The following is a 14,363-nucleotide window of genomic DNA, read 5'->3' on the forward strand; positions in this document are numbered from 1 at the left end:
GAAAACGCGTTGCATGCGCGGCAACGAATTCAATCGGCCAGCACGCCGGCTGACGCTGCCGGCGGCACCGCCACGGGGAGCGAGATCCGGACCAGCGTTCCCTGCCCGGGCGCGCTCTCCACCGCGCAGCTGCCGCCGACAAGTTCAGCAAATTCGGCCATGCCAATCAATCCGAAATGTCCTGGCGTCGGGACCGCGAGATCGAAGCCGCGGCCGTCATCGCGGATCTCGACAATCAGCTTGCGGCCGACCGCGGCCGGTTCGTCGAAGGCGTGAAAGAAAACGCGGCGCGCCCGCGCATGCGTCTGAACATTGCGCAGTGCCTCGCTGAGGATGCGCTGAACCGTCAGGCCGCAATCGCGCAGGCCGGAGCGCGCCGCTTCGTCGATCTGGATCGACACCCTGACACCGCTGCGCGCGGCGAAGTCGCTGAGCAGCCCCTCGACATCGGGATCAAGCTTCAGGTCGTCGGGCGTGCGCAGGCGGTCGATGGCTTCGCGGGCGCGGTTCAGGCCGCTCGCGGCCGCATCTTCAGCTGTCGCGAGGCTGTCCGCCACACGGGCGGGATCGGCCGACAAATAATGCCGGATCAGCCGGATCTGGGTCAGCAGCGCCACGATCGAGTGCACCAGCGTATCGTGCAGATCGCGAGCCAGCCGCAGCCGCGTCCGCGCCAGCGAGGCAAAGCGCACCTCCGCGCTCGCCGCCTCGAGCTGCTGCTCCATCAGGCGCCGGGCGCGGCGCTCGCTGCCGAGCAGCGTTTCGACCTGACGGCCGGCAAAATCCGGCATGGCGATGACGAAGTAATGCGACTGCGCGCCGTTCCACAGCACGACCGCCGTCATCGGCTGCGTGATGTCAGGCGACGCGCCACGCACACCGGCCAGCGCGATCATGTCCCGCTGGCCGCTGGCAAGCGCCGCCAGCTCGGCCTCCATGCCGACCAGCAACACACACTCGCAGCAATCGACGCCGGTTGCGGGAAGCCACTCGACCAGCCGGCCGATCTTCCGCTGCATGCTTCGATCGGCGCCGATGACGGCGAGACCGATGACGTCGGCTTCTGCGGCCGCAAGCAAATCCGCGCTCAGATCGATCATGCGTTGCCCATCAACTCAGCGAGCAGCCCACTCTGGCGTAAGCCGGCAGCGGTCGCAAACGAATATGACTTTCGTCACAACCGGTCCTGACCTTCGTCAGATGCCACGGCTGCTCGAAATGCGGTTCTGTCTCACGAATGAGCAACAGCGCAAGCCATGATGTGCCACATGCCGGCGTCCATGGCGATGCCGGCCGGGCGCCGGGCCTCGCGAAAGGTCGCGCCAGTCGGCCGGAATGTGAGCTGACAATGAAGGGCGCACCACGGAAACCGTCGGGCATCGAGCTGCGCATGCTGGCGGAAGCAAGCAAGCCCGCGCGGCGCCGGCGCCTGAGCGCAACCCAGAAGATGGCATTGCAGGAAGCGCTCGCCGGCCGCCTGCAGCTCTATCCGCGCGGATATGCCGCGAGCAAGACGGGGCCGTTCCACTCCCGACGCGCCATTCTCGGACTGGTGCGCGCCGGCCTGATGAGCCTCAGCGCAACGGCGCGCTATGCGGCCGTGACCAGGCGCGCGCGCGAGATGTACGAGGCCGCGGCAAGCAGCGACGCTGCGCCCGAGTGAGCGCGCGCCATTGCGCTGAGGCGCTCGAAGCCCTCACCGTCCAGCATTTCTCCGTTGAAGCTTGGCCGGCGTCACATGTGCGCGGACGCTCTCGCGTGCCGCGCCGATTCCGGCTGCGAATAGCGTCAAACCAGCCGGCGGGCTGCAGCAGGACACGTATGCAGATAAACTGCGAAGATAATCTTTACAGTTTACCTTCATATATGCTATCTGATCGGGCATGAGCAATGTACCGGCCCGCCCCGGCTCGGCGCGCACATCCGCGCTGGCCGAAGATCTTCGCCTGTTGATTGGAAGGCTGAAGCGGCGGCTTCGCGAGCAGGGTCAGCGCGAGGACCTCCCGCCTTCCCAGGTCGCGGTGCTGCTTCGCCTCGAAAAGGATGGCCCCGCGACCGTGTCCAGCCTGGCGCGATCGGAGGGTATGCGTCCGCAATCGATGAGCTCGGCGATATCGGCGCTCGAGGCTGCGGGCCTGGTCCGCGGCGCGCCGGATCCGGACGACGGCCGGCAGACCATCATGTCGCTCACCGATAGCTGCCGCGAGCGGCTGCGCACCGGCCGCGCCGCGCGGCAGGACTGGCTGTCGCGCACCATCGCCGCGCGGCTGTCGGCGCGGGAGCAGGACGAACTCGCCGCCGCCGTCGGCTTGCTGAAGCGGCTGGTCGAGGATTGAGGCCGGCTGCGCCGCGACAGCTTGCGAGAAAGGTAACGACCATGGCCCTGACGACGCTCGATCCGATCACCGCATTGATCGTCATCGATCTACAAAGCGGCCTCATGGGCTGGCCCTTCGCCCATCCGATCGGCGACATCGTGGCTCGCGCGGCCGCGCTTGGCACTGCGTTCCGACGGCACGGTCTGCCGGTCGCGCTGGTCAATGTCGACGGCAGCTCGCCGGGACGAACCGAGCAGGCGCCGCGCCATGGAAATCCAATTGGAAATCCAATTGGAAATCCATTTGGCGGCCCGCTTCCCGACGGATGGACCGATCTCATTCCGGAGCTCGACCGACAGACCGGCGACATCGTTGTGACCAAGCGAACGCGAGGCGCATTTGCCAGCACCGACCTCGAAAGCCTGCTGAGAGCGCGCGGCGTCACGCAAGTCGTGATCGCCGGCGTCGCCACCGCGGGCGGCGTCGAATCGACGGCGAGACAGGCCTATGAGGCGGGCTTCAACGTCACGCTCGCAATCGACGCCATGACCGATGCGCGGTCGCACGCACATGAATACAGCATCGAGCACGTGTTCCCGCGGCTTGGCGAAACCGGCTCGACGCAGGCGATCATCGATCTCGTTGAAAGGACCAACTCGCATGAACTGGCTTGATCTCGTCGCCTATTTCTTCGGCGGCGTCTTTCTCACCAATGCGATCCCCCACGTCGTCGCCGGCATGATGGGCGAAGCGTTCCAGAGCCCGTTCGCCAAACCGCCCGGCGAAGGCCTGTCCTCATCGACCGTCAACATCGTGTGGGGCTTCTTCAACCTCGCGGTCGGATATCTTCTGGTCTGCCGCGTCGGCGACTTTGGCTTGCGAACCACCAGCGACGTTGCAGCGCTCGGGCTCGGCGGTCTTCTGATCGGCCTGTTCCTGGCGCGGCGGTTCGGGCGGTTTCACGGCGGGAATGAACCTCAGAGAACATGAGACGCGTATTTCGATCGCTCGCGAGCTTCAACTACCGGGTCTGGGCGGCCGGCGCGCTGGTATCCAACATCGGCACCTGGATGCAGCGCGCGGCGCAGGACTGGCTGGTTCTCACCCAGCTGACAAATCACAGCGCGTCCGCCGTCGGCATCGTGATGGCGCTGCAATTCGGGCCACAACTATTATTGATGCCGTGGACCGGCTTTGCCGCCGATCACTTCAACCAGCGCAAACTGCTGATGGCGACCCAGGCGACGATGGGCGCGCTCGCACTCATCCTCGGCATTCTCACCGTCACCGGGCTGGTGCAGCTCTGGCACGTCTACACCTTCGCGTTCCTGTCCGGCTGCGCGGCGGCGCTCGATGCCCCGGTGCGACAGACCTTCGTCGCCGAACTGGTCAGCGATACCAATCTGTCGAATGCGATCGCGCTGAACTCGACCTCGTTCAACGCCGCGCGCATGATCGGCCCCGCCGTCGCCGGCCTGATTATCGCCTCCGTCGGCACCGGCTGGGCATTCCTGTTCAACGGCGCATCGTTCCTGGCGGTGCTGACCTCGCTGACCCTGCTGCGCACCTCCGAGCTGCGCCCGAACGCGCGCGCCCATCGTACCAAGGGCAGCGTGATGCAGGGCTTCCACTATGTCTGGTCGCGGCCCGATCTCAGGGCGACGCTGATCATGCTGTTTCTGATCGGGACCTTCGGACTGAACTTTCCGATCTTCATTTCCACCATGGCGGTTGGCGTGTTCCACACCGATGCGCGCGGCTTCGGCCTGCTGTCGTCGATAATGGCGCTCGGAACGATGTCGGGCGCGCTGCTGGCAGCGAGCCGCGAGGAGCCGCGCTTCGGCTCGCTGATGCTGGGTGCCGCGATCTTCGGGCTGGGCTGCACGCTCGCCGCATTGGCGCCGAGCTATTGGCTGTTCGCCGCGGCGCTGGCCGTGATCGGCGTCGCCGCGCTGACCGTCACCAACACCTCGAACGCGCTGATGCAGCTCTCGACCGAGCCGGCGATGCGCGGACGGGTGATGGCGCTGCGGCTCGGCGTTGCGCTCGGCGGCACGCCGATCGGCGCGCCGATCGTCGGCTGGGTCGCCGATCACCTCGGCCCGCGCTGGGCACTCGGCGTCGGCGCCGCGGCCGGCTTTGCCGCAGCGATCGTGGCGATCGGCATGCTGTCCCGATCGGACGGCGAAGCCGAGCGCCGCAGCCAGGAGGCGCGAAGGAGCGAGGTCAACCTGCCGCAGCAGCGTTGAGCATGGCGCCACCGACCGGCGCTGCTACCCTGTGTTTGAGCACGAGTCCTTCACGCGAACCGAAAACGCTAGTAGGCGTAGGACGTCTTGCCCGGCTGCACGGTCAGCCGAAAGGCGACGTCGGTCGAACCATCCATCAGCTCGATGATGTGTTCGCACACCAGGCAACGAAACTCACCCGCGGCGCCGCCTTTCGACGTCAGTTCGATCCGGCGATAGCCGGCCTGGCAATGGGGGCACGTCACGTCAGATTTTCGCATCGAATCAGCAAGCCGTTGCGCTCTTGAGCTTCCCACACGCCCATCATCGGAATGTGACGCCCGTCTAACCGGCGTACTGGTCGACCAGACTACCTGGAATTTGTGCTGTGCTTTCAGCGCGCAAAGTTCCCGACGATGGCCGGAACGACGACGCGCCCAGGCCGGGCAACACGGCTGCGGACCAAAAAACGAGCGAGCGCTCTCTCAGAAAATTTCATCATCCCCCTTTTCCGGGCGCCATTTCGTGGGCTAGGAATTACGCAAGGGCGTAAAGCCCCAGCCCGGACCAGCAACAAAATGAAATGGTCCGGGAGCATAGCCAGGGAGGCAACGTGGGTCTCGCGCGTCAGCGACCGGGGACGGCGAATGCGTTCGCGATGGACGTGCTTTGCGCACGCATCCTCGAACGTCATCGGGATTCCATCCGGGTCCAGAAAACTCATCTCGCCGTTCCGAATCTCACGCGCATCATCGGCGCCACGCTCACGCTTTCCAACAAGCACGGCTTTCACGCCACCACGCTGCGCCAGCTCGCGGAGGCCTCGGGCCTCAGCATGGGCGGCCTTTATACGTATTTCGACAGCAAGCCGACGCTGCTGTCGATGATCCTCGGCGAGGTCGCCGAGACGGTGGCGGAGGTCCTCAACTCGCCGCCCGCGGACGTGAAGCAGGATGCGCGCAAGCATCTGCACTGGATCATCGCGACCCATGTCCGGATGAGCGAGGCGATGCAGCCCTGGTTCGTGTTCTGCTTCATGGAAGCGAAGTCGTTTCCGCCGGCGGAGCGCCAGCGCGCCATCGAGATGGAGGTGATGACCGAGAAGATCATCGCCGGGGTCCTCAAGCAGGGCGTCGCCAGCGGCGTGTTTGCGATCGACCAGGTCACGCTGACCGCCTCGCTGATCAAGCCGCTGCTGCAGGACTGGTACGTCAAGCGCGCCAAGTACCGCAGACGCGGCACCTCGATCGAGGCCTACATCAACACCGTCGGCGCATTCGTCGACGCTGCGGTCGCAGCCAGGACGCGGCCCGGCCGTGTCGCGACCGGCTCCCGCACCAGATCCAGGCAGACGGCGCACCTATAGACGCAAGGAAGGACGAGGCAATGAAGCGATTGCGGTTCAATCAACAGGAGATCGTCTTCGCCGTCTTTGCCGTGCTGTTCCTGGCGTTCTCGATCTTCCTGCGCGGCTTCCTGACGCCGGAGAACATGCTGACGCTGCTGCAGAACGTCGCGGTGCTCGGCATCCTCGGGCTTGCGATGGCGATCGTCGTGATCGGGCGCGGCATCGACATCTCGCTGATCGCAGCCCTCGCGGTGCCGCCGGGGCTCGTGCTGCAGATGGTGCAGAACGGCCACTCGCTGCCGGCCGCGCTCGCGACGGCGGTGCTGCTCACGATCGCGTTCGGCCTGGTCAACGGCTGGCTGATCGCCTATGCCGAGGTCCCTTCGCTGTTTGCGACGCTGGCGACCGGCCTGCTGCTCGCCGGCCTCGGGCAGGCCGCGCTGTTTCAGCTCGACGTCGTGCAGTGGAGCGACGGCATGAAAGGCTTCGAGCGGCTCGGACAAGGCACCATCCTCGGCATCCCGACCTCGATCGTGATGTTCGCGATCGCTTGCGTCGTGGTCGCGTTCCTGCTGCGCCAGACGCGCTGGGGCGCCTATATCTACGCGATCGGCGATAATCCCTACGCCGCCCGCGTCACCGGCATCCCCTCGCGCCCGATCATCGTGCTGCAATACGTCGTCGCGGCGCTGATCGGCTGCTTCGCGGGCCTCGTGATGGCGGCATCGGTCAACTCGATGCCGACCCGCATCTTCAATTCGACCCTGATCTACGACGTCATCCTCGTCGTCGTGCTCGGCGGCATCGGCCTGTCGGGCGGCCGCGGCGGCGTCCTCAACGTCATCATCGGCACGCTGCTGATCGGCACCATGCTGAACGGCATGACCATCATGGACATTTCCTACGCCGGACAAAATCTCGTCAAGGGTGTCGTCCTGCTGCTCGCCGTCATCACGGATTCATTCCTGAATCCGCGCAACGAAGAAACGGCACAGCAGGGCGACATCTGAACCAAGCCACAAGAACATTCAATCACGACCAAGGAGGAAGCAATGAAATACGCTGTCAGCACTGCAAAGGTGATCGCCGCGGCGCTTGGGCTTGCCGCCATCGCCGCCCCGGCTCTGGCCCAGCAGGGCCTGGACGAGCCGTTCCAGAAGCCGTTCAGGGAAGCTCTCGCCGGCAAGACGGTGGCCTACGTTCCGGTCGCCATGAACTTCGACCTCACCGAAGGCTGGTACGCCGGCATGAAGAAGGAGCTCGAGCCCTTCGGCGTGAAGTTCGAAATCCGCGATCCCAACTGGAACACCAATGCCGGCGCGCAGGCGGTGACCTCGTTGATCTCGGAGAAGCCGGCCGTGATGGTGATCCACAATCCGGACGTGCAGACCTACGCCAAGTTGCTGCAGCGCGCCGAGAACGAAGGCATCTACGTCATCCAGATCAACATGGGATCGGCCTATCGCTCGTCGGCCTTTGTCGGCGCCAACTGGATCGAGATCGGCGAGCGGGACACCGAAGCCGTGGTGAAGGCCTGCCAGGGCAAGTCGAACAAGATCGCCATCGTGCAGGGCGCGCTCTCGGCGGCCGCCAGCGCCTACACGCTCAAGGGCGTCGAGAACGTGCTCGCCAAGCATCCGGAGATCAAGGTGGTCTCGAGCCAGGCGGCCGACTGGGATGCCGCGAAGGCCAAGGCGATCACCCAGACCGTGCTGAAGCAGAATCCTGATCTTTGCGGCATCGTCGGCTTCTGGGACGGCATGGACATCGGCACCGCCGCTGCGGTGAAGGAAGCCGGCCTGACCGGCAAGGTGTTCGTCGCGACCTCTGGCGGCGGCGAGCGCAAGGGCGCCTGCGAGCTGGTGAAGTCCGGCGCGTTCGATCTCAACATGAGCTACGACGTGCCCACCCAGGCCGCGCAGATGGCCGGCACGATCAAATGGCTGCTGTCGTCGGGCGCCAAGGCCGGCTCGATCAAGGGGTCGGAATACACGACGCTGATTCCGATCACCAAAGAGAACGCGGACAGCCAGACCGCGTGCTGGAATCTCAGTGACCTGAAAAAATAGTCGAACCATTCCCGCTCGACGTCCCGGGCGATCTCACCCGGGACGTCGATTTTCCCAAATCGAACGCCTTGCTGGAATGCCGATGCGCGACACCCTGACGAGCCTGCGTTACCGCTACTGGCCGGATCATCTCCTCGGCGAGATCCTGTCCAAGCGTTGGACCGAGACCGCAATACCGGTGATCCTGCTTTTGATCGTCGGCTTCGCGCTCAGCCGTTCCATCGATCACTTCCTGTCGCCGTCGAGCCTTGCCGACACCGCGCGGCAGGCCGGCGAAATCGGCTTTATCGGCCTCGGCATGGCGCTGGTCGTCATCGTCGGCGGCATCGATCTGTCGGTCGGCTCGATCTTCGCGCTGACGGATTTCTGCGCGCTCTATCTGCTCGACGTGCTGAACTGGCCGGTGCCCGCGGTGGTCGTCGCCACCCTCGTCTGCGGTGCACTGCTCGGCGCCGTCAATGGCGTCCTGATCGGCTACTTAAGGCTGCGCGCCTTCATCACCACGCTGATCACCCTGATCATCTACCGCTCGGCGTTCGATCTGTTGATCCAACGCTACTCCAATTCGATCGCCGCGGCCTTCCCCGACATCCCGTCCTGGAATTTCATCGGCGGCGGCGACGTGTTCGGCATTCCGAGCGTCGCAATCGTCTACATCGCGATCGCCATCTTCGGCCATATCTTCATGACCCGGCTGCGCCCGGGCTGGCACATCACCGCGATCGGCGGCTCGCGCCGTTCCGCCTACAATTCCGGCATTCCGGTCCGCCGCACCATCGCGCTCTGCTATGTCGCAAGCGGCGTGCTGACCAGCATCGCCGCGCTGTTCTTCGCGGCCCGGCTCGGCACCGTCGGCGGCGATATCGGCGTCGGCCTCGAGGTGATCGTGCTGACCGCGACCGTGCTCGGCGGCATCACGCTCGGCGGCGGCAAGGGCTCGGTCGCAAAATCGCTGGTCGGCGTGCTGATCGTGCTCTTGATCACCAACGGCCTGACCACGCTCAATGCGCGTGGCGGCATCAACCGCATGGCGCTGGCGGGCATCCTGCTGGTCGCAGCGATGGTCGACATCCGCTGGCAGAAGAACCGCACCCGCATCATCAGCAAGGTCTATGTCGCGCCGACCTATCATGCGCTGCCGCCGCCGCCGGCCACCGAGATCGGCCAGGGCGGCCCGTTCGAGCAGAACGACAAGCTGCGCGACGTCGAATTGATCGGCCTCGGCCGCATCGAGGCGCCGGAGGACGTGATCCTCGATCGCAACAACAATCTCTACGCCGGCTCGCGCCATGGCGACATCATCCGCTTCCATGCGCCCGATTATCAGCGCATGGAGGTGTTCGCCCATATCGGCGGTCAGCCGCTCGGCATGGCGTTCGACCGGCAGGACAATCTCTATGTCTGCATCGGCGGCATGGGCCTTTACCGCATCACGCCCGACGGCACCGTGGAGAAGGCGACCGACGAGACCAACCGCAGCATGCATTCGGTGAACGACGACAGCCGCCTGCGGCTGGCCGACGACCTCGACATCACCGACGACGGCCTGATCTTCTTCTCCGAAGCGACCGTGCGCTACGAGATGGACGAATGGCCGATCGACGGCCTCGAGGCGCGCGGCAACGGCCGCATCATCTGCTACGACACCAGGACCGGCGCCACGCATACGGCACTGCGCGGCCTCAAATTCCCCAACGGCATCTGCGTCGCCAGCGACGGCCAGTCGATCCTGTTCGCCGAGACCTTCGGCTGCTCGATCAAGCGGCTGTGGTTCGCGGGGCCGAAGAAGGGCCAGGTCGAGGTGGTGATGGACAATCTGCCGGGCTATCCCGACAACATCAATCTCGCCTCCGACGGCAATTACTGGCTGGCGCTGGTCGGCATGCGCAGCCCCTCGCTCGACCTCGCCTGGAAGATGCCGGGCTTCCGCCGCCGCATGGCCAAGCGCGTCCCGGTCGACGAATGGCTGTTCCCGAACATCAACACCGGCTGCGTGGTCAAGTTCAACGAGCAGGGCAAGATCCTCGAATCGTTCTGGGACCTGCACGGCGAGAACCATCCGATGATCACCTCGATGCGCGAGCATCGCGGCTATCTCTATCTCGGCGGCATCATGAACAACCGGATCGGCCGCTACAAGCTGGAGAACGCGGACCCGAACTTCGTGCAGTATGACAAGCGCTGGGGGAAGCTGTCGTGATCGCGGCCGTCAGGGAATTCGCCAACCGCTTTCTCGGCCGTGGCGAGGCCACCATCACCGTGCCGTCGTTCGACGGCGCGCTCAAGCCGAATCAAAAGCTGGAGACGGCGACGACCTTGCTGGAATGCGAGGCGCTAGAGGATCTCGCAACCGACGGCCGCAACCTCTATGTCGCCGACGGCCGGCGCCTGCTGCGCCTCGACGGCGGCGGCGCGGCCGAGCTGCGCAGCTTCGAGCAGCCGATTTCGGCGCTCTGCGCGCTCACCGGCGGCGGCATCGCGGTCGCGCTCGGCGGCCGCGAGGTGCGGCTCTACGCCGATCCCTCGTCGGGCGAGCCGAGCGTGACGTTCAGCGACGCCGTCTTCAACTCGATCAACGCGCTGACGCAGGCCGGCGACGGGACCCTGATCGCAACCGACGGCTCGGTGACCTGCGGCATCGATGATTGGGCGCGCGACCTGATGGAGCTCAACCGGAGCGGCCGCGTGTTCCGGCTCGACCCCAAGACCAAATCGGCGCAGCCGCTGGCCTCGAAGCTCGGCTACGCCTTCGGCGCCTGCGCACGCGGCGACGGCGTGCTGGTCAGCGAGAGCTGGCGGCATCGCCTCGTCCTCGTCTCGAACGGACGGCCGCTGCAGGTCGTGCTCGGCCATTTGCCCGTCTATCCGTCGCGGCTGTCGAAGGCCGCGGGCGGCGGCTATTGGCTCACCGCATTCACCGCACGCACCCAGCTGATCGAGTTCGTACTGCGCGAGCCGGCCTACCGGCGCCGCATGATGGCCGAGATCGACCCGGCCTATTGGGTGGCGCCGCGGCTGCGCTCGGGGTTCTCGTTCAAGGAGCCGATGCAGGGCGCCCACATCAAGACGATGGGCGTGATCAAGCCGTGGGCGCCGCCGCGCTCCTACGGCCTCGTCATCCGGCTGAGCGAGGACGGCAAGCCAAAGTATTCGCTGCACAGCCGGGTCGACGGCATCAATCACGGCATCGTCGCGGCGCTCGAGCTGGGCGGTGACCTTGTGCTGATCGCCAAGGGACCGGGCCGCGTGCTGAAACTGCCCCTCGCCGGGCTCGCCGAGGAGACAGGCTCATGAGCGACACCGTGTTGTCCCTGCGCAAGGCCACCAAGCTTTACGCGGGCGTGCCCGCCATCGAGGGCGTCGACTTTGATCTGCGCCGCGGTGAGATTCACGCGCTGGTCGGCGAGAATGGCGCCGGCAAGTCGACGCTGACCAAGGTGATGGCCGGCGTCGTGACCTTGACGTCCGGCGGCATGAGTGTCGATGGCGCGGAGGTCGCGCCGCGGACGCCGCTGGAGGCGCGCAATCTCGGCATCGCCATGGTGTTCCAGGAGAACAGCCTGGTGCCGACCATGACGGTCGCGCAAAACCTGTTCCTCGGGCAGGAGAAATTCTACAACCGGCTGCGCGGCATCTACATCGCCGCCCAGCAATTCCTGCAATCGCTGAATTTCGACGTGACGCCGACCGCCACCGTGAGCGGGCTCGGCGCCGCCAAGAAGCAAATGGTGGAGATCGCGCGTGCGGTTCTGCACAAGGCCAAGGTCATCATCTTCGACGAACCGACCGCGTCGCTGACGCCGGAAGAGAAGAAGTATTTCTTCGACCTGGTCCGTGACCTCAAGAAGCGCGGCGTCTCGATCATCTTCATCTCGCACGCGCTGGAAGAGGCGCTGTTGCTCGCCGACCGCATCACCGTGCTGCGCGACGGCAAGCACGTCATCACCGACGACGCCGCGAAATTCGACCGCGCGGCGATCGTACAGGCGATGGTCGGACGCGACCTCTCCAACACGCTGTATGGCGCGCGGAAGACCAGCGTCCGGCCGGCCGGTGCGCGCGTGCTCGCGGTGCAGAACCTCAAGATGGCGCCGATGGTGAAGAACAATTCGCTGTCGGTGTTTGCCGGGCAGATCACCGGCGTGTTCGGCCTGGTCGGCGCGGGCCGCACCGAGACCTTCAAGATCGTCTCCGGCGTGTTGAAGCGCGACTTCTTCCACGGCGGCGAGATACTGCTGCACGACAAGCCAGTGCGCTACCGGGTTCCGGCGCCGGCGGTCAAGGCCGGCATCGCCTATGTGACCGAGGATCGCAAGGTCGAGGGCTTCTTCGAAACCGCCTCGATCGCCCGCAACATCTATCTCGGCCTGCTTTCCAAGTTTCCCGGGGGCCGCATGATGTTGTCGCGGCGCGAGACCAATTCGGTCGGCAAGACCTGGACCCAGCGCCTCAAGGTTCGCGCCATCGGCGACGAGGCCAAGGTGGTCGAGCTGTCAGGCGGCAACCAGCAGAAGGTGGTGATCGCCAAATCGCTGGTGCAGGAGCCCGAGCTGATCATCTTCGACGAACCGACCCGTGGTGTCGACGTCGGCGCCATCGTCGAGATCCACGAGCTGATCAACCAGCTCGCCGACGAAGGCAAGGCGGTGGTGGTGATCTCGTCCTATCTGCCCGAGATCATGGCGCTGTCCGACCGCATCCTGGTCTCGCGCCAGGGCAAGGTGGTGGAGGAATTCTCCGCGCTCGAAGCCACCGAGGAGAAGATCATGTACGCGGCGATCCATTGACGCCCTGAAGCGCGATGCGATTTTGGTTGAAGCGTCAGGTGCGGTGCGGGAAGCCGCCTGCCGCGATCCTGGTGGCACGCTACTTCGGTCCGACGGTTCCGGTCACCTTCAGTCTCGCCGATCTCACCCAACCCGAGACGTCGTTGCCCGTCCCCGGATTGAGATACATCACCGACGACCAGCCATCCCTGGTTTGCGCATACGCGATCAGTGCGTCATTCGGAATGACGAACACGCCGCGGATCGGACAGTGCAGATTCGGTGCGGAGTAGAATTGCAGCCGTCCCGTGCCCGTCACCACATTGGCCAGCGGCGGCGACAGCATCGGGACGCGGCTGGTGCCGGTCTGCGGCTCCTTGCAGTTCGACGGCGTCTGCGCGTGCACGGTCGCCCCCGGAGCCCCCAGGATCAGGGCACAGCAGACCATGCAGGCGACAACGAACCTGTCCGACATCGCTGATCCTCTTGACGTCGCCGATTGCGGCAACCGGCGAAGGGATTGATTCAGTTCGTGCCCGCGATGATGACGAGATTGTTCAGGACAGGCGTGGAGCAGAACGCGACGACGAGAGCGATGTTGTAAACGTTGTTGCTCCGCCAAAGCAGCCACGTGACCACGAACGTCAAGCCAAGCTTGGGCACCAGCCACCAGACACCGAACCATGTCTGCGCCAGATGCATGAACGGGTTCAACTCACCCAATCCGAGACTCAGGATCACATTCGTCGACTCAAGGTCGGCGTAACCCAGCAGCAGAGCGAGGAGCACCAAAAGACCCTTAACCCAATTCATTCCGAGACTCCCGATGCCAGTAATGCCGAAGATGCCGGATTGGCCAGATCACACTGTTGATGATGTCCACGCGCTCAGCCGGCACGAGGCCCGTTGCAGGATATTCGCCCGGCTTCGGTATCCAGGCCGTGCCGAACAGAATGTCGAGAAACGGAAAGCAGGCAGCGAAATTTTTGTCCCTGTGCTCGGGAAGGACCGAATGATGGATCCGGTGCCATTGCGGATTGTTGATCCATGTCACATACCGACCGAGCGGAATGCGGACGTTGAGATGGGCACACGCATCGGGCATGAAGAAGATAAATCCCACCGCGATCACCATGTCCGGCGGGATGCGGAACAGGATCGCCATGATCGGAAGAAAGGCGTCGGACAACACCCGCTCCAGCCAGAAATGCCGGCCGCCGGTAATGAACGTGACGCCGTTCGCGCTGTGATGGAACGAGTGCATCGCCCATAGAAAGGGGATCGCATGTTGGAGGCGATGATACGTGTACTTGTAGAGATCGAATGCAACCACGATGATTGCGAGTGACACGTACCACCAGTAACCGTCGGTCGGCAGCTTGATCCAACCGAGACCGGTATAGCTCGCAATCTTGCCCGCGGTGATCGCCGCGATCGGAGCGAGCATGGACGACAACCCGAGGCTCACGATCACCGCGAGCCAATCATCACGAAACTCGGCGTAGGGAACGTCCGCAATCGGCCATCTTTTTTCCAGGATGCGGCTGGTGTAGACGATGCCCAGAAACACGGCCGCATAAAATACGGCGTTTGCGATGTCACTCTGCATGAGGGATGACTCGCCGGTTCAAAAG

16 protein-coding genes are annotated in these 14,363 nt (G+C 64.7%); 11 read left to right on the forward strand and 5 right to left on the reverse strand.

What is annotated here, in order from left to right; genetic code table 11:
• Nucleotides 1-29 precede the first annotated feature (29 nt).
• Nucleotides 30-1,100, reverse strand: a complete 1,071-nt coding sequence (locus ACVMIH_RS24570) for a sensor histidine kinase (RefSeq protein WP_057018936.1) — start codon at nucleotides 1,098-1,100, stop codon at nucleotides 30-32.
• A gap of 248 nt (nucleotides 1,101-1,348) precedes the next feature.
• Between ACVMIH_RS24570 and ACVMIH_RS24575 the strand changes: the two genes are divergently transcribed.
• From ACVMIH_RS24575 to ACVMIH_RS24595, 5 genes are all read left to right on the forward strand, one after another.
• Nucleotides 1,349-1,663 carry a hypothetical protein gene (locus ACVMIH_RS24575; RefSeq protein ID WP_225161524.1) on the forward strand — a complete coding sequence of 105 codons (315 nt, stop codon included), beginning with the start codon at nucleotides 1,349-1,351 and terminating at the stop codon, nucleotides 1,661-1,663.
• Between the two features lie 220 nt (nucleotides 1,664-1,883).
• On the forward strand, nucleotides 1,884-2,336 hold the full coding sequence (locus tag ACVMIH_RS24580) for a MarR family winged helix-turn-helix transcriptional regulator (protein WP_057018938.1): 453 nt from the start codon (nucleotides 1,884-1,886) through the stop codon (nucleotides 2,334-2,336).
• A gap of 41 nt (nucleotides 2,337-2,377) precedes the next feature.
• Nucleotides 2,378-2,992, forward strand: coding sequence for an isochorismatase family protein (locus ACVMIH_RS24585; RefSeq protein WP_456782832.1), 615 nt, complete (start codon nucleotides 2,378-2,380; stop codon nucleotides 2,990-2,992).
• Nucleotides 2,979-3,308 carry a hypothetical protein gene (locus ACVMIH_RS24590; protein WP_253588658.1) on the forward strand — a complete coding sequence of 110 codons (330 nt, stop codon included), beginning with the start codon at nucleotides 2,979-2,981 and terminating at the stop codon, nucleotides 3,306-3,308. Before ACVMIH_RS24585 ends, ACVMIH_RS24590 begins: the two co-directional genes overlap by 14 nt.
• Entirely contained in the window at nucleotides 3,305-4,567 is a 1,263-nt protein-coding gene (locus tag ACVMIH_RS24595) for an MFS transporter (RefSeq protein ID WP_456863629.1), read from the forward strand. Before ACVMIH_RS24590 ends, ACVMIH_RS24595 begins: the two co-directional genes overlap by 4 nt.
• A gap of 68 nt (nucleotides 4,568-4,635) precedes the next feature.
• On the opposite strand, the gene ACVMIH_RS24600 is transcribed toward ACVMIH_RS24595, so the two are convergent.
• On the reverse strand, nucleotides 4,636-4,812 hold the full coding sequence (locus tag ACVMIH_RS24600) for an MJ0042-type zinc finger domain-containing protein (RefSeq protein ID WP_309249307.1): 177 nt from the start codon (nucleotides 4,810-4,812) through the stop codon (nucleotides 4,636-4,638).
• A gap of 392 nt (nucleotides 4,813-5,204) precedes the next feature.
• Here ACVMIH_RS24600 and ACVMIH_RS24605 point away from each other — a divergent pair, with 392 nt between their 5' ends.
• From ACVMIH_RS24605 to ACVMIH_RS24630, 6 genes are all read left to right on the forward strand, one after another.
• On the forward strand, nucleotides 5,205-5,912 hold the full coding sequence (locus ACVMIH_RS24605) for a TetR/AcrR family transcriptional regulator (RefSeq protein ID WP_176936742.1): 708 nt from the start codon (nucleotides 5,205-5,207) through the stop codon (nucleotides 5,910-5,912).
• 20 nt (nucleotides 5,913-5,932) lie between these two features.
• A complete protein-coding gene (locus ACVMIH_RS24610; RefSeq protein ID WP_057018944.1) occupies nucleotides 5,933-6,904 on the forward strand; it encodes an ABC transporter permease in 972 nt (323 codons plus the stop codon).
• Nucleotides 6,905-6,946: 42 nt separating this feature from the next.
• On the forward strand, nucleotides 6,947-7,963 hold the full coding sequence (locus tag ACVMIH_RS24615) for a sugar ABC transporter substrate-binding protein (protein WP_057018945.1): 1,017 nt from the start codon (nucleotides 6,947-6,949) through the stop codon (nucleotides 7,961-7,963).
• Between the two features lie 76 nt (nucleotides 7,964-8,039).
• Entirely contained in the window at nucleotides 8,040-10,163 is a 2,124-nt protein-coding gene (locus ACVMIH_RS24620; RefSeq protein WP_456863632.1) for an ABC transporter permease, read from the forward strand.
• Entirely contained in the window at nucleotides 10,160-11,257 is a 1,098-nt protein-coding gene (locus tag ACVMIH_RS24625) for a hypothetical protein (RefSeq protein WP_456863635.1), read from the forward strand. The genes ACVMIH_RS24620 and ACVMIH_RS24625 overlap by 4 nt, the downstream gene beginning before the upstream one ends.
• Nucleotides 11,254-12,750 (forward strand): sugar ABC transporter ATP-binding protein, encoded by a 1,497-nt coding sequence (locus tag ACVMIH_RS24630; protein WP_456863638.1) that lies wholly within the window; start codon nucleotides 11,254-11,256, stop codon nucleotides 12,748-12,750. The genes ACVMIH_RS24625 and ACVMIH_RS24630 overlap by 4 nt, the downstream gene beginning before the upstream one ends.
• A 79-nt stretch (nucleotides 12,751-12,829) precedes the next feature.
• Here ACVMIH_RS24630 and ACVMIH_RS24635 read toward each other — a convergent pair whose 3' ends face one another.
• Genes ACVMIH_RS24635 through ACVMIH_RS24645 form a run of 3 tightly spaced genes read right to left on the reverse strand, consistent with a single transcriptional unit; the run spans nucleotide 12,830 to nucleotide 14,338 of the window.
• Complete coding sequence (locus tag ACVMIH_RS24635; RefSeq protein ID WP_057018949.1) at nucleotides 12,830-13,204, reverse strand: hypothetical protein; 375 nt, start codon at nucleotides 13,202-13,204, stop codon at nucleotides 12,830-12,832.
• Between the two features lie 50 nt (nucleotides 13,205-13,254).
• Nucleotides 13,255-13,542: a DUF5658 family protein gene (locus tag ACVMIH_RS24640; protein WP_225161514.1), complete on the reverse strand. Its 288-nt coding sequence runs from the start codon at nucleotides 13,540-13,542 to the stop codon at nucleotides 13,255-13,257.
• The gene (locus ACVMIH_RS24645) at nucleotides 13,529-14,338 is read right to left on the reverse strand and encodes a sterol desaturase family protein (protein ID WP_225161513.1); all 810 of its coding nucleotides are present in this window, start codon (nucleotides 14,336-14,338) and stop codon (nucleotides 13,529-13,531) included. The genes ACVMIH_RS24640 and ACVMIH_RS24645 overlap by 14 nt, the downstream gene beginning before the upstream one ends.
• Between the last annotated feature and the right edge of the window lie 25 nt (nucleotides 14,339-14,363).

Source organism: Bradyrhizobium sp. USDA 4503 (assembly GCF_054055815.1).

Coding starts and splice junctions, on each gene's coding strand:
- ACVMIH_RS24570 (WP_057018936.1), bottom strand. CDS start 1,100: ATGATCGATCTGAGCGCGGATTTGCTTGCGGCCGCAGAAGCCGACGTC.
- ACVMIH_RS24575 (WP_225161524.1), top strand. CDS start 1,349: ATGAAGGGCGCACCACGGAAACCGTCGGGCATCGAGCTGCGCATGCTG.
- ACVMIH_RS24580 (WP_057018938.1), top strand. CDS start 1,884: ATGAGCAATGTACCGGCCCGCCCCGGCTCGGCGCGCACATCCGCGCTG.
- ACVMIH_RS24585 (WP_456782832.1), top strand. CDS start 2,378: ATGGCCCTGACGACGCTCGATCCGATCACCGCATTGATCGTCATCGAT.
- ACVMIH_RS24590 (WP_253588658.1), top strand. CDS start 2,979: ATGAACTGGCTTGATCTCGTCGCCTATTTCTTCGGCGGCGTCTTTCTC.
- ACVMIH_RS24595 (WP_456863629.1), top strand. CDS start 3,305: ATGAGACGCGTATTTCGATCGCTCGCGAGCTTCAACTACCGGGTCTGG.
- ACVMIH_RS24605 (WP_176936742.1), top strand. CDS start 5,205: ATGGACGTGCTTTGCGCACGCATCCTCGAACGTCATCGGGATTCCATC.
- ACVMIH_RS24610 (WP_057018944.1), top strand. CDS start 5,933: ATGAAGCGATTGCGGTTCAATCAACAGGAGATCGTCTTCGCCGTCTTT.
- ACVMIH_RS24615 (WP_057018945.1), top strand. CDS start 6,947: ATGAAATACGCTGTCAGCACTGCAAAGGTGATCGCCGCGGCGCTTGGG.
- ACVMIH_RS24620 (WP_456863632.1), top strand. CDS start 8,040: ATGCCGATGCGCGACACCCTGACGAGCCTGCGTTACCGCTACTGGCCG.
- ACVMIH_RS24630 (WP_456863638.1), top strand. CDS start 11,254: ATGAGCGACACCGTGTTGTCCCTGCGCAAGGCCACCAAGCTTTACGCG.
- ACVMIH_RS24635 (WP_057018949.1), bottom strand. CDS start 13,204: ATGTCGGACAGGTTCGTTGTCGCCTGCATGGTCTGCTGTGCCCTGATC.
- ACVMIH_RS24640 (WP_225161514.1), bottom strand. CDS start 13,542: ATGAATTGGGTTAAGGGTCTTTTGGTGCTCCTCGCTCTGCTGCTGGGT.
- ACVMIH_RS24645 (WP_225161513.1), bottom strand. CDS start 14,338: ATGCAGAGTGACATCGCAAACGCCGTATTTTATGCGGCCGTGTTTCTG.